Origin of the sequence: Hymenobacter sp. J193, assembly GCF_024700075.1 — a bacterium.
Classification (GTDB): Bacteria; Bacteroidota; Bacteroidia; order Cytophagales; family Hymenobacteraceae; genus Hymenobacter.
In genome coordinates this window covers 2,019,369-2,038,960 of the sequence record NZ_JAJONE010000001.1, presented here as the reverse complement: position 1 = coordinate 2,038,960, position 19,592 = coordinate 2,019,369, and the positions used below count along the sequence as shown (strand labels likewise).

General features: G+C 61.2%; 19 protein-coding genes. 9 read left to right on the top strand and 10 right to left on the bottom strand.

Annotated elements, in window-relative coordinates:
• Positions 1 to 3: 3 nt before the first annotated feature.
• A complete protein-coding gene (locus LRS06_RS08830) occupies positions 4 to 813 on the bottom strand; it encodes a septal ring lytic transglycosylase RlpA family protein (protein WP_257871156.1) in 810 nt (269 codons plus the stop codon).
• A gap of 352 nt (positions 814 to 1,165) precedes the next feature.
• On the opposite strand from LRS06_RS08830, the gene LRS06_RS08825 reads away from it, so the two are divergent.
• Both LRS06_RS08825 and LRS06_RS08820 read left to right on the top strand, forming a co-directional pair.
• The gene (locus LRS06_RS08825) at positions 1,166 to 2,074 is read left to right on the top strand and encodes a DUF72 domain-containing protein (RefSeq protein WP_257871155.1); all 909 of its coding nucleotides are present in this window, start codon (positions 1,166 to 1,168) and stop codon (positions 2,072 to 2,074) included.
• Between the two features lie 90 nt (positions 2,075 to 2,164).
• Positions 2,165 to 4,276, top strand: coding sequence for a matrixin family metalloprotease (locus LRS06_RS08820; protein WP_257871154.1), 2,112 nt, complete (start codon positions 2,165 to 2,167; stop codon positions 4,274 to 4,276).
• A 3-nt stretch (positions 4,277 to 4,279) separates the two neighbouring features.
• Here LRS06_RS08820 and LRS06_RS08815 read toward each other — a convergent pair whose 3' ends face one another.
• Positions 4,280 to 5,227, bottom strand: a complete 948-nt coding sequence (locus LRS06_RS08815) for a 3-oxoacyl-ACP synthase III family protein (RefSeq protein WP_257871153.1) — start codon at positions 5,225 to 5,227, stop codon at positions 4,280 to 4,282.
• Between the two features lie 155 nt (positions 5,228 to 5,382).
• Between LRS06_RS08815 and LRS06_RS08810 the strand changes: the two genes are divergently transcribed.
• Positions 5,383 to 5,946, top strand: coding sequence for a hypothetical protein (locus LRS06_RS08810; RefSeq protein ID WP_257871152.1), 564 nt, complete (start codon positions 5,383 to 5,385; stop codon positions 5,944 to 5,946).
• Positions 5,947 to 6,042: 96 nt separating this feature from the next.
• Here the strand turns inward: LRS06_RS08810 and LRS06_RS08805 are convergent, their stop codons facing one another.
• The 4 genes from LRS06_RS08805 to LRS06_RS08790 all read right to left on the bottom strand — a co-directional run bounded on the left by LRS06_RS08805 (position 6,043) and on the right by LRS06_RS08790 (position 10,232).
• Entirely contained in the window at positions 6,043 to 6,756 is a 714-nt protein-coding gene (locus LRS06_RS08805; RefSeq protein ID WP_257871151.1) for a hypothetical protein, read from the bottom strand.
• Positions 6,744 to 7,094, bottom strand: coding sequence for a DUF3667 domain-containing protein (locus LRS06_RS08800; RefSeq protein ID WP_257871150.1), 351 nt, complete (start codon positions 7,092 to 7,094; stop codon positions 6,744 to 6,746). Before LRS06_RS08800 ends, LRS06_RS08805 begins: the two co-directional genes overlap by 13 nt.
• A 140-nt stretch (positions 7,095 to 7,234) precedes the next feature.
• Entirely contained in the window at positions 7,235 to 7,987 is a 753-nt protein-coding gene (locus LRS06_RS08795) for a head GIN domain-containing protein (protein ID WP_257871149.1), read from the bottom strand.
• 187 nt (positions 7,988 to 8,174) lie between these two features.
• Positions 8,175 to 10,232 (bottom strand): M13 family metallopeptidase, encoded by a 2,058-nt coding sequence (locus LRS06_RS08790; protein WP_257871148.1) that lies wholly within the window; start codon positions 10,230 to 10,232, stop codon positions 8,175 to 8,177.
• A gap of 154 nt (positions 10,233 to 10,386) precedes the next feature.
• On the opposite strand from LRS06_RS08790, the gene arfB reads away from it, so the two are divergent.
• The gene (gene arfB, locus LRS06_RS08785; RefSeq protein ID WP_257871147.1) at positions 10,387 to 10,794 is read left to right on the top strand and encodes an alternative ribosome rescue aminoacyl-tRNA hydrolase ArfB; all 408 of its coding nucleotides are present in this window, start codon (positions 10,387 to 10,389) and stop codon (positions 10,792 to 10,794) included.
• Positions 10,795 to 10,900: 106 nt separating this feature from the next.
• Positions 10,901 to 11,314 carry a hypothetical protein gene (locus tag LRS06_RS08780; RefSeq protein WP_257871146.1) on the top strand — a complete coding sequence of 138 codons (414 nt, stop codon included), beginning with the start codon at positions 10,901 to 10,903 and terminating at the stop codon, positions 11,312 to 11,314.
• Positions 11,315 to 11,394: 80 nt separating this feature from the next.
• Here LRS06_RS08780 and mgtE read toward each other — a convergent pair whose 3' ends face one another.
• Positions 11,395 to 12,780, bottom strand: a complete 1,386-nt coding sequence (gene mgtE / locus LRS06_RS08775) for a magnesium transporter (protein ID WP_257871145.1) — start codon at positions 12,778 to 12,780, stop codon at positions 11,395 to 11,397.
• Positions 12,781 to 13,024: 244 nt separating this feature from the next.
• On the opposite strand from mgtE, the gene LRS06_RS08770 reads away from it, so the two are divergent.
• The 4 genes from LRS06_RS08770 to LRS06_RS08755 all read left to right on the top strand — a co-directional run bounded on the left by LRS06_RS08770 (position 13,025) and on the right by LRS06_RS08755 (position 17,405).
• Positions 13,025 to 13,867 (top strand): cyanophycinase, encoded by an 843-nt coding sequence (locus tag LRS06_RS08770; protein WP_257871144.1) that lies wholly within the window; start codon positions 13,025 to 13,027, stop codon positions 13,865 to 13,867.
• A gap of 80 nt (positions 13,868 to 13,947) precedes the next feature.
• Complete coding sequence (locus tag LRS06_RS08765) at positions 13,948 to 15,213, top strand: OmpP1/FadL family transporter (protein WP_257871143.1); 1,266 nt, start codon at positions 13,948 to 13,950, stop codon at positions 15,211 to 15,213.
• A 20-nt stretch (positions 15,214 to 15,233) separates the two neighbouring features.
• Positions 15,234 to 16,673 (top strand): SGNH/GDSL hydrolase family protein, encoded by a 1,440-nt coding sequence (locus tag LRS06_RS08760; protein WP_257871142.1) that lies wholly within the window; start codon positions 15,234 to 15,236, stop codon positions 16,671 to 16,673.
• A 252-nt stretch (positions 16,674 to 16,925) separates the two neighbouring features.
• On the top strand, positions 16,926 to 17,405 hold the full coding sequence (locus LRS06_RS08755) for a hypothetical protein (RefSeq protein ID WP_257871141.1): 480 nt from the start codon (positions 16,926 to 16,928) through the stop codon (positions 17,403 to 17,405).
• Positions 17,406 to 17,472: 67 nt separating this feature from the next.
• Here the strand turns inward: LRS06_RS08755 and LRS06_RS08750 are convergent, their stop codons facing one another.
• The 3 genes from LRS06_RS08750 to LRS06_RS08740 form a co-directional block, all read right to left on the bottom strand.
• Positions 17,473 to 18,486 carry a YpdA family putative bacillithiol disulfide reductase gene (locus LRS06_RS08750; RefSeq protein ID WP_257871140.1) on the bottom strand — a complete coding sequence of 338 codons (1,014 nt, stop codon included), beginning with the start codon at positions 18,484 to 18,486 and terminating at the stop codon, positions 17,473 to 17,475.
• 42 nt (positions 18,487 to 18,528) lie between these two features.
• A complete protein-coding gene (locus tag LRS06_RS08745) occupies positions 18,529 to 18,966 on the bottom strand; it encodes a hypothetical protein (RefSeq protein ID WP_257871139.1) in 438 nt (145 codons plus the stop codon).
• 139 nt (positions 18,967 to 19,105) lie between these two features.
• A complete protein-coding gene (locus tag LRS06_RS08740) occupies positions 19,106 to 19,588 on the bottom strand; it encodes a DinB family protein (protein WP_257871138.1) in 483 nt (160 codons plus the stop codon).
• Between the last annotated feature and the right edge of the window lie 4 nt (positions 19,589 to 19,592).

Genomic DNA, 19,592 nt, shown 5'->3' with positions numbered 1-19,592 from the left:
TACTTATAAGTTCTCTTTCTGACGCACGAGTCCGGCAATGCCCCACTGCTGAAGACGCTTCTGCACAGTTTCGGCGGCGGCGCGGTCGGCGAGGCCTTCCACAATCACACGGTTCAGGGGCTTGCCTTCCTGCAGGTTGGTGGCTACGCGCACACTCAGCTTGTTGTCGAGGGCCAGAATCTTGCTTTGCACGGCCTGGGCGTTGCGCACGTCGCCGAAGGTACCGGCCTGTACAATAAAGGTGGGAGCCGGCTCGGCTACTTTCACCACGTCGGCGGCTTCAGTAGCACCCGGCTCAATTATGGTAACCAGACTGGTGATGGTAGAGTCGGCGGCCAGCGCAGCCAGGTCGGTAGGAGCATTAGTGGGGCCCAGGGGCGTATTCGGCGATACTACTTCGGCTATAACTGATACGGCCCCGTGCGTGACGATGCCCAGCGGGCGGGCCGCAATTTCGGACAAATCCAGAATGCGCTGGTGACGAAACGGGCCGCGGTCCGAAACGCGCACAACGACGGCTTTACCGGTTTGGGGATTGGTGACGCGCAACCGGGTCCCGAATGGCAGGGTTTTGTGGGCGCAGGTGTACTGGTTCCGGTCGAACCGCTCCCCGTTGCTGGTGCGGTGGCCCTGGTGTTCCCGGCCGTACCAGGAGGCGCGGCCTTTGAGCACGGTTTTGCGGGTAGCTTTCTTGGCCGGAACTTCTTCTGCGGTGCTGGTGCGGGCCCAGGCCCCGGTCGTCGGAGCTGAGAGTAGCACTAGAATCAGCGCTATCATCAAGGCCGAGACATCCATTCGGTAGACAAACTTCATAGGTGTTCGTTGCGTTGGTGAGCGGGACAAAACTACTGGCAGTGTGCAAAAGCTTTTGGCAACGCCCAAATCGACGGACCTGGCATAGGGTGGTTTTTTGTCCTTTTTATAGAATATTTGCACAAAATATATGTACTGTCGAGCAAATAAAATAGCGCTTTGGATTGGGTAGCGCGTTTTTTTGCATTATATAGGGGCCACTGGCCGGAGCACGTATAAATAAGATAATCCGACGGTTAAAAAATTTTGTCATTTGGCGGCTGGCTAGTTGAAACGGTTGGTTGCACAGGTCCGAAAAAATAGCTATGGGAGTAAGGGTAGCCGGCCGGCGGTTTTTGCCGTAAGTTGCCGCATGGATTTTGGCCGCCTCTCCGACCTGCGCTACGTTGATTTTCGCCTCCCGCCCGACCACCCCGGCACGGCTGCCGCCCTGGCCCGCGCGGGCACCCCACAACCGCCGGCCATCTTCGTAGGTTGCCCTATCTGGACCAATAAATCCTGGCTGGGCAACTACTTCCCGGCGGGTATCAAAGACGCCGAGTTTCTGAGCTACTATGCGCGGCAGTTCAACAGCATCGAGCTGAATACCACACACTACCGCATCCCCGATGCGCCCACCGTGCGCAAGTGGAAGGCCGCCGTGCCGGCGCATTTTCGGTTCTGCCCCAAACTGCCCCAGAGCATCAGCCACGAGCGGCAGCTCTACAACGCCGACGACCTGACGCTCACGTTCTGCCGGGCCATTGAGGAGCTGGGCCCCAACCTGGGAACGGCGTTTCTCCAGCTGCCGCCCACCTTCGGCCCCGAAAGCCTGCCCCGGCTGGAGCGCTACCTGCTCGATTTTCCTACGACCGTGCCCCTGGCAGTAGAGCTGCGCCACCCCGGCTGGTACACCGATGCCGGCCTGCGCGAAGCCGTGTTTGAGATGCTGGAAGCCCTGGGCAAAACGCTGGTACTAACGGATGTGGCCGGCCGCCGCGACGTGCTGCATATGCGGCTGACAACAGCTACAGCCCTGGTGCGCTTCAACGGCCACGGCCTGGTGCCAAGCGACTACCGCCGCGCCGACGACTGGGCCGCCCGCATAGCCGACTGGCTGGCCGCAGGGCTGCAAACCGTGTACTTCTTTGTGCACCAGAAAGATATTATGCACTCCCCGCTCTGGACGCAGCACTTCATGGCGCAGCTCACTGCCCGCACTGGCCTGGTACTGGAGCCGCCGCGCATCATTCCGCAGCCGGTACAAGGCAGCTTGTTTTAGCGGAAATAAATAGCCCGCACCCGGTGACTGGTCCGGGCTGTGCTGCGTATGGAAAACGAACCTGCCCGCCTCCGCCTTCCCTGACTGTGTATGCTCCGACGTTTCCTCTCGCGGCTGTCGGCCGCCGTATTATGTGCGCTTACCTGTCTGCCCCTGGCTCAGGCCCAGCCGACGCAGGTTGCTCCCGGTTTTTCGGAGGCGCATTGCCTGCTGCTTCCGCTTGACCCGGCCGTGCGTTCCGCTCAGGCCAGCCTCATTGTGGAAGGGGAAGTGCTGGACGCACTCGGGTTCTGGGATGCCCGCCACCGCCGCATTTACACCGCCCATCGGCTACGTATATATAAGGTATGGAAGGGGGCACCAGGGGCTACTATTACGGTGCTGACGGAAGGCGGTACGGTGGGCCTAAACCAGCAAGTTCTTACCAATACGCTGCGCCTTACGCCCGGCGAGCAAGGGGTATTCTTCCTGACCGCTTCGTTGCTGCCCGGTACTGGCGCATCCGGTAGCTGGATGGCCTACGGCAGTGAGCAGGGCGTTATTCGCTACAGCCTGGCCGAGGGAACGGCCACCGAAACTTTCCGGCAGTACGGCCGCATCAGCCCCGGTTTTTATGCGCAGGTGCAGGCCCAGGCAGGCACTGGTCGGGTGCGGGAGCAGCAGGCCAACGTAGTGCTAGCCAATTCGCTGAACCGGGTCGTTCGCCCGGCCCGGCAGGAACAGGCCGTAGTAGCCACGCTCAGCCCCCTGAGCATCACGGCGGGTACCGGCGCGGTGCTCACCATCAGCGGCAGTGGCTTTGGTGGCAGCCGGGGCAGCGGCTACGTCGCGTTCAAGAATGCCGACGACGGTGGCAAAACCGAAGTAAAGCCCCAGGATTCAGACTACGTGAGCTGGACCGATACGCAGATTCGGGTGAAGGTGCCTTCATTCAGCCTCGAAAAAAATACCGCCGGCAGCGGGCCGGTGAAAGTGGTGAGCAACACCCGGGAGGAAGCGGTAAGTACGGAAACGCTGACGGTGGTATATGCCGTGAGCACCGTGCAAGCCAGCACCAACGAAATCGTGCGGCCCAACCACATCAACGACAACGACCGGGGCGGCTATACTTTTCAGCCGGTAGCCAACTTTACCAGCCGAGCAGGGGCGGCCGACGCCTTTCGGCGCGCCCTCGCCACCTGGCGCTGCCAGACGGGCGTAAACTGGGAGCTAGGCGACCAGCGCACCGGCTCCGTCGCCGAAGATGATGAGGCCAATGGTCTGGGCTTCGACAACGAAAACCAGTTGCCGGCCCGCGTGCTGGGCCGCACCACCAGCTACTACGAAGGCTGCCGCCGCCCCAATGGCAGCGTGGTTTTCACCGTGAAGGAAATCGACATGGAGTTCGACGACGCACAGAGTTGGCAGTTCGGGCCAGCCGCGCCCACTGGCAGCCAGTTCGACTTCGAGTCGGTGGTGGTGCACGAGCTGGGCCACGCGCAGCAGCTTTCCCACCTTATTCTGCCGGGCGCCATCATGCACTACGCCATTGGGGCGCGACAGGTGAGCCGGGAGCTGAACCCCGCAAGTGAGGTGGCCGGTGGGCGCTTTGTGCTCCGCACCCGAAGCTTCCGCAGCCTCGGGTGCAGCGCCCAGCCTATGCTGCCCGCCCCGCTGGCAACGGTAACCCCCGAAACCATAGCGGCCGGCCAGGTGAACGTGGCCTGGACCACAACCGATGAGTGCTTTGTGCAGGAGTTTGTGGTGGAGCGCAGCGCCGATACCACCAACTGGATTGGGCTGGGCCGCGTGGCTTCCACGGGTGGCCCCGCCTACCAGCTGCTTGATGCGCAGGCACCCGGCGGGCTGGTGTACTACCGCATCGGGCTGGTGCGGCCTTCCGGCGAAACCGACTACACCGGCCCCCAACTGGTAACCGACGGCTCCGTGGCCGTAAATCAGCTGAAACTGTACCCGAATCCGGTGAGTGCTGGCACTACCCCGCAGGTCCAGATTCTGGCCGACAAGGGGGCTACGCTGGTGCTGCGGCTGTATGATGCGGCCGGGCGCAAACTAAGCGTGCAGGCCACGCTGCTGCAGGCGGGCTACAACGTGCTGCCGCTGCGGCTGCCGCCGGGCCTGCGCAGTGGCTGGTACCTGGTGCGCTGGGATGATCAGGCCGGGCACCGGGGCGCGGTGCCGCTGGTGTTGCTGGGGCCGTAGCGCCTAGCGCTCCAGCAGCATGGCGCCAAACGAGTAGCCACCCCCGAACACCGTAACCACCACCCGTTGACCGGGCGTCAGCTGGGGTAGGGTGTCGGCCAGGCCAATGGCGGCGCCGGCGCAGCCCGTGTTGCCGAGCCGCTCGATGTTGGACACGGCGCAGGCTTCGGGCAGCTCCAGATTTTGCAGCACATTGTTGGTGATGCGCTGGTTGGCCTGGTGCGGAATCAGGTAGTTGATATCGGGAATGGTAAGGCCGTTGCGCTCCACGATTTCCCGGGTAACGCGGGCCATGTATTGGCAGGCGTGCGTGAATACGTCGCGGCCGTGGGGCATAACCAGACCGCGCTCCACGGGTTTCAGCGTCACGCTGGTGGTGGCCTTGCCCATGGTAGCCGCGCCGCCGGTTTTCACGTCCACAATGCGCAGGTCGTTTTCGTGCAGGCGCTCCTTGGAAATAAGCAGCGTGGCGGCGCCGTCGCCCCAGAGGTGGCCGGCCATGGTATCTTCCTCGTTGTTGTAGGCCGTATTGTGCTCCGATACCACTACCAACGCCCGGGTGGCCTTGCCCATGGCGAAGTAGCCTTCCACGATTTCCACCGCGTTCAGCAGCGAGGAGCAAGCCGAGGAAATGCTCACCACCTGAATATCGGCCACGTCGATGGCGTGCTGCACGGCGTGGGCCAGCGTCACAATGGTGTCGTGGGGCGTGTAGGTGGCGCCTACGATGAGGTCTATCTGCTCGGCCGGGAAGGCAGGGGCTTCGGCCAGCGTGCGGCGGGTGGCCTCAATGGCCATGGTGTTGGTATTCTCGCCCGGCCCGGCTTTGCGCCTTTCGCGGATACCGGTGCGCTCCATAATCCACTCGTGCGACAGGCCGTTGAGCTGGGTAAAATGTTCGTTGGTAACTACCTGCGTGGGTAGATAATAGGCCAGATGGTGAAGATACACGGAAGAAAACGGGGAGGTGAGAAGCGGGCCGCAAGGTACGGGCTCTACCGAACATATTGGCTAAATCCAACAAGTGGCGCGTACTTTGCACGCGCCGCAGTCGTTCAACGGTACGCGGCCATTTGGGTTCCGTCTTTCCTCTGATAGTAGTTGTTATGAATTTGATTCGCTTGGTAGGCCGTCTGGGGGCCATTCTTGTCTTGGTTTGGCTGCTGGCCCCACAGGGGGCGCAGGCTCAGAAATACCGTACTGCCGGCGGCATCCGCTACAGCAGCGGCAGCCTGGGCCTCACGGTGCAGCAGAAAATCCTGGAAAAGGCTACTCTCGAAGGTATTGCCCTGGCCAGCAGCCGCGAGCTGTCGGCCACGGTGCTGGCCGAGCGGCACTTTCCGGTGTTGGGGCCCAGCCTCAACTACTACCTGGGCGCCGGCGGCCACCTAGGCACGCACAAAGACAACGGCGGCTTTGGCGGGTTCGACGGGATTATTGGGGTAGAGTATAAAGTGGCCTTCACGCGCCTGTTGCTCTCCGCCGATTTCAAGCCCAGCGTAGAGTTCGGGGGCGAAGACTGGGCGCGGTTCCCGGTGGGCTTCTCGCTGCGCTACGTCATCATCCAGGATAAGTCCAGCGGCCTGTTCGGCGTCTTCGGCTCCGACAAGGACAAGAAAAAGTCGAAGAGCAAAGACAAGAAGAAAGGCGGCGGCATCTTCGGGCTGTAAGGGAGATGTCGGTTGCCAGTTGTCAGGTTTAGCATAGGGATAGCGCGGCTGTATAGTTTCTGCCCACCTGACAACTATCAACAACCAACTGACGCCTTAGAAAACGGCTACGCCCAATAGAATCACGCCGACAACGCAGAACGTCAGGGTGAGAAAGTAGGTGAACCCCAGCAACAAGGATTTGGCCAGTGTTTTGCCCCAGCCCTGTTCGTAGAAGCTACGCAGCGCTACCAGGAAATATACTACCGGTACCACCCACAGCCACTCAGTAAGGCCTCCGAGGTAGGGTATAGCGCTTATGCCCAGCCAAAAGCAGAAGAACAGAAACAGAAAGCAGTGCAGATGAATCGTGAAAATCAGATGACTGATATAGCGTTTCTTACGCCGCACGTAGGCGCCTTTCAGTAGAAGTGCCGCCAGCGGCATCAGCAGGAACATCATCACCGACCCGGCCCGCAGCAACTGGTGAACCACGTCGCCTGTAGTGGCATCGCGCCAGCGGATGGCCCGCTTCACTATCAGTCGGCTCAGGGCGGAAGGCTCTGCGCCTTTGGTGCGAATAAAGGAATCCAACTGGGCTACACTGGGCTCTTCGGGCAGGGCATGAATCTCCTCTGCTCGCAGCTTCACACTGCCTATGTTCAAGCTGGCTCCGGTATTGGCCTGGCGATTGGCCACCGTATCCAGCTTTCGGAGCGCGGCAGCATCCTTCGGCGACAGAACAACGTGCTGGGCCTCCAACAGTGAGTCGATATTCTGCCGCCCCTGGCTCGCAGCCGCTACGCTGGCCTTTTCTGCTACCCCCAGCACCTTTTCCCTGGAGTGGCTGCTAAACAGGGAGAGAACAAAAAGAACACGAAGCTGATGAACACATACAGCCGGATGGGCGGCACGTAGCCGACGCGGTGGCCCTGCATAAAGCGGCGCGTGAGCTGGCCTGGCCGAAACAGCAGCAGCCCGGCCGTGCGGAACACCTTGCTGTCGAAGTGAAAAATGCCTTCCAGCGTTTCTTCCAGCACGTGCCCGAACGACACATTCAAATCGTGGTTCTGCTGCCCGCAGCTGGGGCAGAATTCGTTGGGCTGTTCGGGCTGGAAGGCGTGCCCGCAGTTTGCGCAGGCCGGAAGTTTAGTGCTGGAATGCGCCATGATGCGAAGAGCGGCCCGGCTGCGTAGCCGGTACCGGCCCGCAAGTAAGCAGATAGTGCCCACTCCCAAAAACTTCGGGCCGCTCCGCCCCCGGCGAAACGGCCCGAAAAAGGCTCTGCGTACAGCTAAATCAGCCTAGCTTAGCCACGGCGCACCGAGCCCGAGCCGGCAATGTGCGACGACACCTGTGCGCCGCCCTGGTACACAATGGAGCCGGAGCCGCTGATGCGGGCATCCAGCGTTTTGCTGGCGTACACGCGGCAGTTGCCCGAGCCGCTGATGCTGGCGCTGGTAGAGTTGGTGCGTAGGTCCTGGGCCTCAATGCGCCCCGAGCCGCTGATGGAAACGTCGTTGGTGTCGGCGCTGCCCGATACCAGAATCCGGCCCGAGCCCGAAATAGACGTCGTCAGGGCATCGGTTACCGCGTTTACCTGCAGGCGGCCCGAGCCGCTCATGCTCAGCTTGAGCTGGGTGGCTTTCACCGGCGTTTCGGTGCGGATGGAGCCCGAGCCGCTTACGCTCAGTAGTTTGACGGTCGTCATGGTCACGTAGATTTTAACCGGCTGCTTGAACTTGTAGTCATCGGTCCAGCGGAAGCCGCTTTTCTCGGGTCGCCGGATGCGCAGGCGGCCGTCTTTCACCGTGGTTTCCACCTGCTTGAGGTCTTCGGCGGCGGCATCAATTTCCACGCGCTGCTCACTGCCTTGGCGCACGATTACCTCGGCCGGCAAACCCAAGGACAATTCCTGAAAAGCATCCACCGCGCGTACGTCGCGCTGGACGGCCGTAGCCATTACGGACAACCCGGCCGGGGCTGCGGGAGCAGCAGGCCGAAACGAGGACAGAGTGCCCAGCAGGGTGAGCGGCAACAGTAGGAAAGTAGCGGTTTTCATAGCAAAGGAAAAAAGAGTGAATGCCGGTAAGATGATGCCCCAGCCCAAAGCGTTGCCTGAGCAGTCAAGGTTTTTTCGGCCGGGCTTCTCCCTTTCGGGAGGCCCGGTCAAACTCCGGTCATTGAATATACAAAAAGCCTTTCCGCTATGGCAGAAAGGCTTTTGAATTTTCACGAAGCAGACCGCACTACCAGATCTTTACCCGGGCGCTGTCGGGGCGCCAGAGCTTGTTGGTCTGGCGCACGTTGAAAGCCTCGTAGAACTCCGGCACGTCGGCGAAAGGGCCGTTGATGCGGTACTGCGCGGGCGAATGCACGTCGGTAAGGATGCTTTGGGCCAGCCGTTCGTCGCGCTGATGCACCTGCCAGCCCAGGGCGTAGCCCAGGAAATAGCGCTGGGTAGGGGTAAGGCCGCCAATTTTCTCGCCCTTCTTGTATTGCTCGGTTTTCTTGAAGGCGTCCAGCGCAATGACGATGCCGCCCAGGTCGGCAATGTTTTCGCCGGCCGTGGCTTTGCCGTTGATGTGCATGGAATCAAGCACGGTATAGCCGTTGAACTGGCGCACAATGCCGTTCACGCGCTGCTGAAACAGCTGCCGGTCCTTCTTGGTCCACCAGTTGCGCAGGTTGCCCTTCTCATCGTACTGGCTGCCTTCGTCGTCGAAGCCGTGGGTAAGCTCGTGGCCGATGGTGCTGGCGCCTGCGTAGCCGTAGATGATAGCGTCGTCGGCGTCGGCATCCTTCAGGCCGGGAATGGCGAAGATGGCGGCCGGCAGCACAATTTCGTTGTTGGAGGGATTGTAGTAGGCGTTGTAGGTCTGGGGCGTCATGCCCCACTCGGTGCGGTCTACGGGCTTACCCAGCTTGCTCAGCTCGTAGCGGTAGCGCCACTCGTTGGCGCGCATCACGTTCTGGGCGTAGGAGCTGCGGTCAACCTTCAGCGCCGAGTAATCCTTCCATTTGTCGGGGTAGCCCACTTTGCGGGTGATTTTGGTGAGCTTGCTCTGGGCTTTTTGCTTGGTGGAGTCGCTCATCCAGTCGAGCTGCTGAATATGCTCCCGGAACGCGGCCATGATGTTGGTCGTGAGCTTTTCGTACCGCTCTTTGGTGGCCGGTGGAAAATATTCCTTCACGAACAACTGGCCCAGTGCTTCTCCGAGGGCACTTTCCTCGGCATCGAGCACGCGTTTCCAGCGGGGGCGCTGCTCCTTGGCACCCTGCAGCACGGTGCCGTAGAAGCGGAAGTTTTCCTGATCGAACTGCTGGCTGAGGGTGGGAGCATAGGCGTGTGCCAGCTGCCACTGCAGGTAGGCCTGCCAGTCGGCCAGCGGGGCGGTGGAAAGCAGGCGGCCGGCTTCGCGGTAAAACTCCGGCTGGCCCACAATCACCGTATCTACCTTGCTCAGCTCCATCTGCGCCAGCCAGGGCTTCCAGCTGATGCCCGGCGTGAGCTTGTCGAGGCCAGCCACCGTCATCTTGTTGTAGTTGGCGTACGGGTCGCGCAGGGCTTCGAGCTTGCGGGAGGTGGCGGCCAGCTTGGTTTCCAGCTGCAGCACGCGCTGGGTATTCTGCTGGGCGGTAGCGGCATCTTGCCCCAGCAGCTGGAACATGCGCGCTACGTGCAGGCCGTACTCCTTGCGGATGTTACTGGTGCGGGCATCTTTGTTGAAGTAATAGTCGCGGTTGGGTAAGCCCAGGCCCGATTGCCAGAGCTGCAGCGCCATCTTTTCGCTGTTCTTGGCATCCTGGCCCACATAGAGGCCCAATAATGCATTTACACCCAGCGGCTGCAGGCGCGCAATGGCTGCCTGCACATCAGCCACCGACTGGATGGCAGCAATACGATCTAGCTCCGCCTTTAACGGTGCCACACCCTGTTTATCGATGGTGGCGCTGTCCATGCCAGTAGCCCAGAAGTCCCCGATTTTCTGCTGGGTGGTGCCGGGCGCGGCCTTGGCTTTGGCGGCTTCCTGGCTCAGGCTGCGCAGGCGGGCGTATACCTCGTTCTGCACTTCCTTGCCAATGCCCCAGCTGCTTTCGGAAGCCGGAATGGGGTGCTGCTTAAACCAGTTGCCGTTGGAGTAGGCGTAGAAGTCGTCGCCGGGGTGCACGGTGGTGTCCAGGTTGGCCTGGATAAGGTCGGGCTGGCCGGCGCCGGATTTGCCGCCGGGCTGGCAGCCGCTCAGGGCCACGACCAAGACCGGGGCCGCCAGCGCCCAGCGCCGCAGCGTAAAGGAGAAGTTCATAGCAAAAGAAAAGAACGTGAGAAAGAAAGCGAAGATAGGTGCGGAAGGTAGTGAAGGGTGAACTTTGCGCCCCGAAGGTTGCACAGGCAGCCGAAGGGAGCCAATCTGCGTATTGCCCCGGTTGTCGTTTTCCGCCTTCTTTCCCCTGCCTGCTATGCTGCCCGCTGCCGATGCCTTCCTGTCCGAGCTCCAGTTCCAAACCAGCCGCAGCAGCGGCCCGGGCGGGCAGAACGTCAACAAAGTAGAGTCGCGGGTGGAGCTGCGGTTTCACGTGCCCACGTCGCAGCTGCTTTCCGATGAGCAGAAGCAAGTACTGCTGCAGAAGCTGGCGTCCCGCCTCACGGCCGATGGCTCCCTGCTGGTAACCGCCCAGGAAGACCGTAGCCAGCTGCGCAACAAGGAAACTGCCCTGCGCAAATTCCACGAGCTGCTTGTGAAGGCGCTACACCGCCCCAAGGCCCGCCGCGCCACCAAGCCCAGCAAAGGCGCCGTGCGCCAGCGGCTGGAATCCAAGAAAAAGCACAGCCAGAAAAAGGCCGGCCGCGGCCGCGTAGACGAGTAGCCGCTGACCCCGGGCAAAGGGGGCATCAGCGGAAGCTCAACACAATCCGGCCAGCGTGCGTAACGGAATGTCCGTACCTTGGGAGACTGTCATTCCCGTTTTTAGCATGACTTCGACTTCTATCAACGATTATCTGACGCTGACGCACCGCCCGGATCTGGGCATCGTGACGGCCCGCTGGACGCGGCCGGCTACCTCCACCGAGCTGCGCGCCGGCTACCAGGAGCTGCTGCAGTACGCCAGCGGCTGTGAGGCCTGCCACCATTGGCTTATCGACTCGCGCCGCCGCACCCAGGTAGACGCCCGCGACGTGCATTGGCTGGCGGAAGTCTTCTACCCCACGCTGCGCCAGCACCTGAAAGCGCACGTGTACCTGGCCTTTCTGATAGCGCCCTACCAGCTCGACGATGTGCAGGACGAAACGCTGCCCCCGCTGCCCCACACCTACGGCGACAACTGCTCCATCAACCAGTTTGTGGACGAAGCCGAAGCCGTACAATGGCTGAGCGCTCAGAAGTAGTGAAATACCAATTGCTTTGAACGAAGATGGCCCGGCTGCAGCATGCAGCCGGGCCATCTTCGTTCAAACAGTGAAGTCCGTTACAGCAGCGTACCGCGCAGCACCAGCGTAGCTACCGAGAAGTAGATAATGAGTCCGGTCACGTCGACCAGGGTGGCCACGAAGGGTGCCGAGGCGGTGGCGGGGTCGAGGCCGAGGCGCTTGAGCAGCATGGGCAGCATAGCCCCGGCCAAAGCACCCCACAGCACGATGCCCAGCAGGGAAACGCCCACCGTCACGGCAATCAGCGGCCAGAAAGGCCCGAAGTAGCCGGGGTCGATGACCTTGGCCCACAGCACAATCCGCAAAGAGCCTACCACACCCAAGATAGCTCCCAATAGCGCCCCCGATACCAGCTCGCGCCGCATCACCAGCCACCAGTCGGAAAGTGAAAACTCGCCCAGGCTCATGGCCCGGATGATGAGCGAGGTAGCCTGGGAGCCCGCATTGCCGCCGGCCGAAATGATAAGCGGAATGAACAAACCCAGCACTGCCGCCCGCTGCAGGTCGTCCTCGAAGTGGTGCATGGCCGAAGTGGTCAGCATTTCCCCGATCAGCAGAATCACGAGCCAGCCGGCCCGCTTCTTCACCATGTCCAGCACCGGCGTATCGAGGTAGGGCTCGTCCAGGGCTTCGGAGCCGCCCAGCTTCTGGATGTCCTCGGTGTCTTCTTCCTCCCGGATGTCCAGGATGTCGTCGATGGTTACGATGCCGAACAGCACGCCCTCATTGTTGACCACGGGCAGGGCCACCCGGTCGTTGCGGCGGAACACCTCAATGGCTTCTTCCTGGTCCTGCATGGCTTTCAGGGACACGAAGCGCCGGTCCATAAGCTCACTCACGCGCTTCTGCGGGTCGGCCAGCAACATTTCCCGGATGCGGATGTCGTCGATGAGTACGCCGCGCGAGTCCGTCACGTAGAGCACGCTCAACGTTTCCGACTGCCCGCCGTGGCGGCGAATGTAGTCGAGCACCTGCTGCACCGTCCAGTTTTCCCGGATGGCAATGTAGTCGGGCGTCATCAGGCGGCCCACGGAGTACTCGGGGTAGCCCAGCAGCTCCAGCGTGACTTTGCGCTCCGGCTCCGACAGTGTCTGAATCAGCTCCCGTACCAGCTCGTCGGGCAGAAACTCCAGCAGGGCCGTGCGGTCGTCCGGCGACATCTCGTTGAGGATGTCGGTCATCTTCTCCTGCGCCAGGTTGGCAAGGAAGTGCTTCTGAATATCGAGGCTGAGGTACTCGAATACCTCCGTGGCCAGGCGCAGCGGCAGCAGCCGGAAAATAATCAGCTGCTCGCGCTCCTCTTCTTCCTCCAGCAGCGCCACCAGCTCGGCCGGTTCGAAGTGCTTGAGGACTTCCTTTAACTTGAAAAACTCGCCCTCCTGAATCAGGGACGTGATGGTTTCCGCGGTTGGTTGCTGAATCATCGGAACAGAGGGCGGTTATGCTTCGCTAGGCAAGCGGGTTGAAGTGAAAATCGGCGCGCAAAAATAGGAGAAATGCCGGCCTCTTCCGCACGCCCGGGCTATTTTTCCGCTGCGCAAATAGACTTTCTCCGCGAAGAAACCCCAATTTAGCGCCGCGGCAGCTACGGTTCAGCTTTCCAGCTCTTGTACGCGTCTCGGCCAGATCAAACCATATCTTCCTGCTGTTTCTGACGTACGTGCCCGCATGGTTGATTTCTCTCCTCTCGGAACGCTGGTGGCCCTGGGCGGCGGCGACGATGACGCCCTGCTCACGCTGCTCTGTCGCCTGCTGGCCGACCCCAATGCCGCTATCGAAATAGTGTCGGTGGCTTCGCAGGAGCCGCGCCGCACGGCCAAGGCCTACGAGCAAGCCTTCGGGGAACTGGGCTGCCCCGGTGCCCGGCACTTGTGCATTGATGCCCGCCGCCCCGCCGATACGCCCGCTACACTGCGCCGCCTGGCCCAGGCCCGGCTGGTATTCTTCACCGGCGGCGACCAGGAGCTGATTACCGAGTTTCTGCTCGGCACCGAGTTTCTGCGCCAGCTGCACCACCGCTACCTTACGGATGCGGCCTTCATCGTGGCCGGCACCAGCGCCGGGGCCGCCGCCCTGCCCGATAACATGCTGGTGGATGGCTACGGCTGGCGCGCTCTGCGCAAAGGCGGCATTCAGACGCGGTCCGGCCTGGCTTTGCGGCCCGGTTTGCTCATCGACCAGCACTTTGCCGAGCGGGGCCGCATGGGCCGCCTGCTGCACGCCGTGCTCACGTACCCCACCAGCCTCGGCATCGGCTTGTCGGAGGAAACCGGCGTGATTCTGCGCCATGGCTATCAGGCTGAGGTGTTTGGCGACGGCAGCGTGATGGTAGTAGATGGCCAGCACCTGCACCACGACAACCTCAGCGGCATCAGCCGCGGGGAGCCGGTAGCCGGGCAGGATTACCGCGTGCATCTGCTGGTGGCCGGCCAGGTGTTCGACTGCGCTGCGCGCCGGGTGCTGCCTGCCGCAGCCGGCGCATCCTCACGGCCCGCGGCTAAGCCCGAATAATACTCGGCTTGCCTACTAGTAGCTGAGTTTTTCTCCCTACATTTAGCTCCTCAACCTCACATTCTCACCCTTTTCTTCTTATGAAGCTAAAATCTCTACTCCTCGTGGGGGGCGCGCTGCTTTCGGGCACGGCTGCCTCGGCGGGTGGCTTCCAGGTTTCCCTGGCCGGCATCAAAAACAACGGCATGGGCGGCGTAGGGACGGGCCTGGCCCTAGATCAGGCCTCCATGTTCTACAACCCGGGCGCTTTGGCCATGGTGCGTGAGCGGGGCGTGCAGATTGGCGCCAACGCTACCTTCGCCCGCCAGGCCTTTCGGGCGGAGAATGGCACCGAAGACCGCACCCTGCGCAACTCGGTGGTGACGCCCTTTAGTTTGTTTGCGGGCTTTGGCCCGGCAGAAGGCAAGTGGAAAGCCGGCATTGCGGTGTACACGCCCTTCGGCAGCAAGCTGCAGTACGCCGATGGCTGGGAAGGCCGCTTCTCGCTCACGGATATCGACCTGAAATCCATCTTCGTGCAGCCTACCATCAGCTATGCCATCACCGAAAACCTAAGCGTAGGCGTGGGTGTGGCTGTGCTGGCCCTCGGCTCGGTAAACCTGCAGCGCGACGTGCCTACCACCAACGGCCAGGGCCAGAGCGGCCATGTGGAGCTGGATGGCAAAGCCGAAAACAAGGTTGGCTTCAACGCGGGTGTGTACTTCAAGCCCTCCGAAAAGCTGAGCGTAGGCGTTTCGTACCGCTCCAAGATTGACGCTACCGTGAAAGGCGGCGACGTGACGTTCAGCAACCTGCCGGAGGCCGCCAAGCCCAGCTTCCAGGCAACGGAGTTTGACGTGACCATTCCGCTGCCGGCTACGGCTTCTATCGGTATCGGCATCATGCCCACCGAAAAGCTGACCCTGGCCATCGACGTAAACCACGTGCAGTGGAGCAAGTACCGCGCCTTGAATTTCAAATTCAACAACAACGTAGGCGGGGCCGGCATTACCAGCTCTACCTCCAAGCGCTACTATCAGGATGCCCTCACGTTCCGTTTGGGCGGGCAGTACGCCCTCACGGAGGCCTTCACGGTTCGGGCCGGGGGCACCTACGATATGTCGCCGGTGAAGGATGGCTACGTGTCGCCGGAAACGCCGGATGCCAACCGCATTGGCGGTACGCTGGGCGTATCCTACAAGGCCGGTGAGCATTTCTCGGTGGATGTGTCGACGCAGTTCATCAGCATCATGAAGCGCACCCAGACGCAGGCTGAGCTGCAGGATAACGGCACGACCGACCGTGTGCCCGGAACTTACAAAACCAGCATTGTCATTCCTGGTATCGGATTCAACTACACTTTCTAAGCTTCCCACCTCTGATTCCAATGCGTACGTTTTTCAAAAACACACTGCCGGCCCTGGCCCTGCTCGGGTTGGTGCTGGGCGGGTGCCAGCCGGAGCTGGATGCCCCCAAAGCCGACGGTGGCTCGGCGGATTTTTCCAAGTACCTGGCAGTCGGCAACTCGCTGACGGCCGGCTTTGGGGACAATGGCCTGTACCTGGAAGGGCAGCAGAACTCGTATCCGGCTATTCTGGCGCAGCAATTCCAGAAAGCAGGTGGCGGCGAGTTCAAGCAGCCCTTGTTTGCGGCCAATGAGGCCAACGGCAGCGGCTACCTGAAAATCACGGGCTTTTCGAACGGCTCCCCCACGATTGGGGCTGAAACCGCTAACACGGCTATGACCCGGGGCACCGGTCTGGATGGCAAGACCATGCCGCTGACCCTGTACACGGGCACTGACAACCAGAACCTGGGGGTGCCCGGTATCCGCGTAGCTGATATCACCACCAACGGCTACGGCCTGAACAATCCGCTGGGCTTCAACCCTTACTTCGAGCGGCTGCTACCGGCCGGCGACCTTCGCAGCTACGTGCAATACGTGCAGGAGCGGGTAGGTACGGTGAAGCCGACGTTCTTCACCAACTGGCTGGGCAACAACGACGTGTTGGGCTTTGCCAGCTCCGGCGGCACGGCGGCTCCCCTCACGCCCGTAGAAGATTTCACGACCAAGTACAACCAGATGGTGGATGTGCTGACGGCCAACAACGCCAAAGGACTGGTAGCTACCATCCCGAACGTGACGACGGTGCCGCTGTTTACCACGGTGCCCACGGCGGCCGTTATTGCCCAGGTAAACGCTACGCCAATTCCGGCGGCGCTGGTGCCAACCGTTGTAGCCGCATTGGGCCTGCCCGCCGGCTCGGCGCTGCCCACCGGCACCCGCTTTGGCCTTTACATCCGGACCAGCAGTGCTACCGCACCAGTGCGTGAGGCTACGGCCAACGACCTGCTGCTGCTGCCCGCCCGCTCGGTTATCAACACGCCTTCGGCTACCAGCCCGTTCCCGAACGGTATCGGCCTGGTGATACCCGGCGCTCCGGCCCCAGTGGCCGCTGCCCTGGCTGGTTTCGCCAACCCCTTGCCTAACAATCTGGTGCTGGACTCGGGCGAAGCTACTGCGGTAGCAACGCGCACGGCCGAACTGAACACGGTAATCAAAGCCGCTGCTGAGCGCAAAGGGCTGGCCGTATTCGATGCCAATGCCTTCTTCAACACGGTAGCCCGCACCGGCATCGTAACCAACGGAGTAAACAACACGACCAGCTTCGTTACTGGCAACCTGTTTTCGCTGGACGGTGTGCACCCGACGCCCCGCGGCTACGCTATTGTCGCCAACGAGATGATCAAGGTCATCAACAGCAAGTATGGCTCCTCTATCCCGCAGGTTGACCCGAATGCCTACCGCGGCGTGAAGCTGCCCTAGAGGCACTCGTGCCCTAATCAAGCAAAGCCCTCTTCCTTAGTTGGAAGAGGGCTTTTTTGTGCCTGGGTAATTCGTTTACCGGATCATGTGAGGCGGCTGAGGAGGGTTGCGCCTGCTTTCTCCCTCAATGATGTGAGGCCACGCAGTTGGAAGCGCAGAAGGCAGGGTTCTACCTTTGCAATGTTCTGATAAACGCAAGATTATCAGAATAGAAGAAGTTAAAACTGCTCATACACAACCTCACTGCCCGCTATGAAAATGTTGCTGCGTACCCCACTTTTTGCCGTGCTGCTGACGGCCGGTTTGTTTGCTTCCTGCGAAAAAGAAAATGAAGCGGAGCCGGCCAAAACCAAAACCGAGCTGCTCGCCGAAAAAAACTGGAAGCTCACCGCCGAAACCGTGACGCCGGCCGTGCGCGCGGAGGATGGGGAGCTGATAACCGATGTGTATGCCTACCTGCAGGAGTGTGACCGGGACGATATTATGCGGTTCGAAAAAGCCGGGGCTTGCGTGCTGCAGGAAGGCCTAACCCAGTGCGGGGAAGGCCCGGAGCAGTTTGCCGGCACCTGGTCGTTCGAGGCCAACGAAACCATCCTGAAAACTAACCTGCAGACTCTGGGCTCCAGCAGCTTTAACGTGCTGGAACTGTCGGAGTCGGCCATGAAGATCAAGGGCATCCGTACAATTGAAGGGGTAGACCATACCTATACCTACACCTACGCTAAGCAGTAGCCGCCCCAAGTCGTTTCTGCAAACGAAAAAGCCTCTTCAGCTATTGGGGAGGCTTTTTTGACTCTACTTATAGCTGCACCGGCTGCAGCACTTCCGGTAGGGGAGGCGCGGCTTCGCCGGCCAGGCGGGCAGCAATAAGCTGGGCATGGTAGCGGCCGTTTTCGATAAACCAGCGGCTGGTATTGAGGCCGCCGCACACGGTGCCCGCCAGATACAGGCCTGGGCGGTTGGTTTCCAGGGTGTCGGCGTTGTGCGTGGGCGTCTGGGCTGCGTCGGACTGGCAAGTGATGCCCAGCGCGGTCAGGAACCGGAAGTCGGGGTGGTAGCCGGTGAGGGCGTATACGTGCTGGGCCGGCAAGGTGCGCGGACCATCGGGCGTGAGTACCTCTACCGTAGTAGGCGTGATACGCTGCACAGTGGTATTGAACAGGCAGCCGATGCGGCCCTCCTTGATGCGGTTGATCAGGTCGGGCCGGATCCAGTACTTCACCGACTCGCTGATTTCCGCCCCGCGCACTACCAGCACCGGCCGTGCACCGGCCCGCAGCAGCTGCAGCGCCGCCTTGGCCGAGGAATTTTTGGCCCCGATGACAACCACATCCTGGCCGGCGTGGGCGTAGGGCTCCTTGTAGTAGTGCGTCACGTGGGGCAGGTCTTCGCCGGGCACGCGCAGGTAGTTGGGCACGTCGTAAAACCCCGTAGCTACAATCACGAACCGGGCGCCAATGCGGCCTTTCTCCGTCACTACCTCATAGTTGCCCTGCTCACCATCCAGCCCCGTTACCCGCTCGTAGAGACGCAAGGTTAGCTTTTCGGCAAAGGCTACGCGCCGGTAGTAGTCGAGGGCATCTTCGCGCAGGGGTTTGTAGTGCAGCGTGGCCATGGGGTAGCCCCCGATTTCCAGCAGCTCAGGCGTGGAGAAAAACTCCATGTTGGTGGGGTAGCCGATCAGGGAATTCACCAGGGCACCTTTGTCCACCACGCATACCGTGAGGCCACGCCGCTGCACTTCCAGCGCGCAGGCCAGCCCCACGGGCCCGGCCCCTATTACAACCACATCAAAAGCGGAATCTGTCTTCATGCACTGTAATACCGGCCCCAGGGCTAGGAGTTTTTACCAGACTTACTTAGGACTGGAAAGGAATTGCTGCTTGCGTGACGACAGTGCACCCGTCGACCATAGGGCCCAACCCATGAGGACGGGCTGGAAAAACAGCCGTGCCAGCCGCTTCTCATCGGTATCGAGGCCGAAAGCGGAAATGTGGTGCGTGTACTGGTGAACGTTGCCGGGAAACACGGCCGCGTAGAAGGCCGCCAGCCCCAGGCCCATCCGCTGCCGGTTTCGGCCTTTCAGCAGCAGCAGGGCCAGCCCCAGCCCGATTTCCACTACCCCAGAGGCCAGCACCGTGGTGTCTTTATCCAGCGGCACAAAATCGGGCACCTGGGCTTGAAACTCCCGCCGCGCAAAGGTGAGGTGGCCGGTGCCGGCTGCTACCATAAAGGTTCCGAGCAGGCCGCGGGCTACGTTTTGCAGGGTGGTGGTATGGGGTTGAGGAGACATGAGGCTGCTGGTTGAGGTAAGTAGTATCCTGGGCTATACGGCCGCTTTGCTTAGGTAGATACCACTGCGGCTATTTACCAAGCCCAACCACTTATTCTGCCTGTGCCTCGCCAGCCGACTGCCAATAGGGGCTTTCCTGCTATTTCCAGGCGCCTATCAGCCGCCGGATCAGAATGATTTCGCCGGTATGATAAGCGGTGTGGTCGGCAATCAGCATGGCCTCACGCAGAATCGTCTGGCCGTCGCCGTGTGGAATGGGAGCCAGCAGCTCGGTAGCCGGAGCGTGCAGCAGGTTGATAAAGCGCTGCTGGTCAGCCTGAATCTGCTGGAGCGTCTGCTGCCAGGCAGCTTCATCGGCGGTGGCCGTCGGCGCCGGCCAGTAGCCCGTGGGCCAGTCCGGCGACGTATGCTCGCTGCCCAAGGAAAACTCCACAATATCCCACTGCGCAATGCGCACGTGCTCTACCAATTGCCAGATGGTGTACGGCACCCCGGCCACGTGCTGGTTCCACTGATCCGGAGTAAGGCCCGCGCAGGCTTCCTCGAACGTGGCGTGGGCGTTGCCCTTGGTGAGCAGGCTGATGAGTTCGGTAACTACGCCCTGTTTTGTGGTTTGATCCATGAGA

Bases quoted from the DNA above. Each gene is read 5' to 3' on its own strand.
- LRS06_RS08830 (WP_257871156.1), bottom strand. From the start codon at position 813: ATGAAGTTTGTCTACCGAATGGATGTCTCGGCCTTGATGATAGCGCTG.
- LRS06_RS08825 (WP_257871155.1), top strand. From the start codon at position 1,166: ATGGATTTTGGCCGCCTCTCCGACCTGCGCTACGTTGATTTTCGCCTC.
- LRS06_RS08820 (WP_257871154.1), top strand. From the start codon at position 2,165: ATGCTCCGACGTTTCCTCTCGCGGCTGTCGGCCGCCGTATTATGTGCG.
- LRS06_RS08810 (WP_257871152.1), top strand. From the start codon at position 5,383: ATGAATTTGATTCGCTTGGTAGGCCGTCTGGGGGCCATTCTTGTCTTG.
- LRS06_RS08800 (WP_257871150.1), bottom strand. From the start codon at position 7,094: ATGGCGCATTCCAGCACTAAACTTCCGGCCTGCGCAAACTGCGGGCAC.
- LRS06_RS08795 (WP_257871149.1), bottom strand. From the start codon at position 7,987: ATGAAAACCGCTACTTTCCTACTGTTGCCGCTCACCCTGCTGGGCACT.
- LRS06_RS08790 (WP_257871148.1), bottom strand. From the start codon at position 10,232: ATGAACTTCTCCTTTACGCTGCGGCGCTGGGCGCTGGCGGCCCCGGTC.
- arfB (WP_257871147.1), top strand. From the start codon at position 10,387: ATGCTGCCCGCTGCCGATGCCTTCCTGTCCGAGCTCCAGTTCCAAACC.
- LRS06_RS08780 (WP_257871146.1), top strand. From the start codon at position 10,901: ATGACTTCGACTTCTATCAACGATTATCTGACGCTGACGCACCGCCCG.
- mgtE (WP_257871145.1), bottom strand. From the start codon at position 12,780: ATGATTCAGCAACCAACCGCGGAAACCATCACGTCCCTGATTCAGGAG.
- LRS06_RS08770 (WP_257871144.1), top strand. From the start codon at position 13,025: ATGGTTGATTTCTCTCCTCTCGGAACGCTGGTGGCCCTGGGCGGCGGC.
- LRS06_RS08765 (WP_257871143.1), top strand. From the start codon at position 13,948: ATGAAGCTAAAATCTCTACTCCTCGTGGGGGGCGCGCTGCTTTCGGGC.
- LRS06_RS08760 (WP_257871142.1), top strand. From the start codon at position 15,234: ATGCGTACGTTTTTCAAAAACACACTGCCGGCCCTGGCCCTGCTCGGG.
- LRS06_RS08755 (WP_257871141.1), top strand. From the start codon at position 16,926: ATGAAAATGTTGCTGCGTACCCCACTTTTTGCCGTGCTGCTGACGGCC.
- LRS06_RS08750 (WP_257871140.1), bottom strand. From the start codon at position 18,486: ATGAAGACAGATTCCGCTTTTGATGTGGTTGTAATAGGGGCCGGGCCC.
- LRS06_RS08745 (WP_257871139.1), bottom strand. From the start codon at position 18,966: ATGTCTCCTCAACCCCATACCACCACCCTGCAAAACGTAGCCCGCGGC.
- LRS06_RS08740 (WP_257871138.1), bottom strand. From the start codon at position 19,588: ATGGATCAAACCACAAAACAGGGCGTAGTTACCGAACTCATCAGCCTG.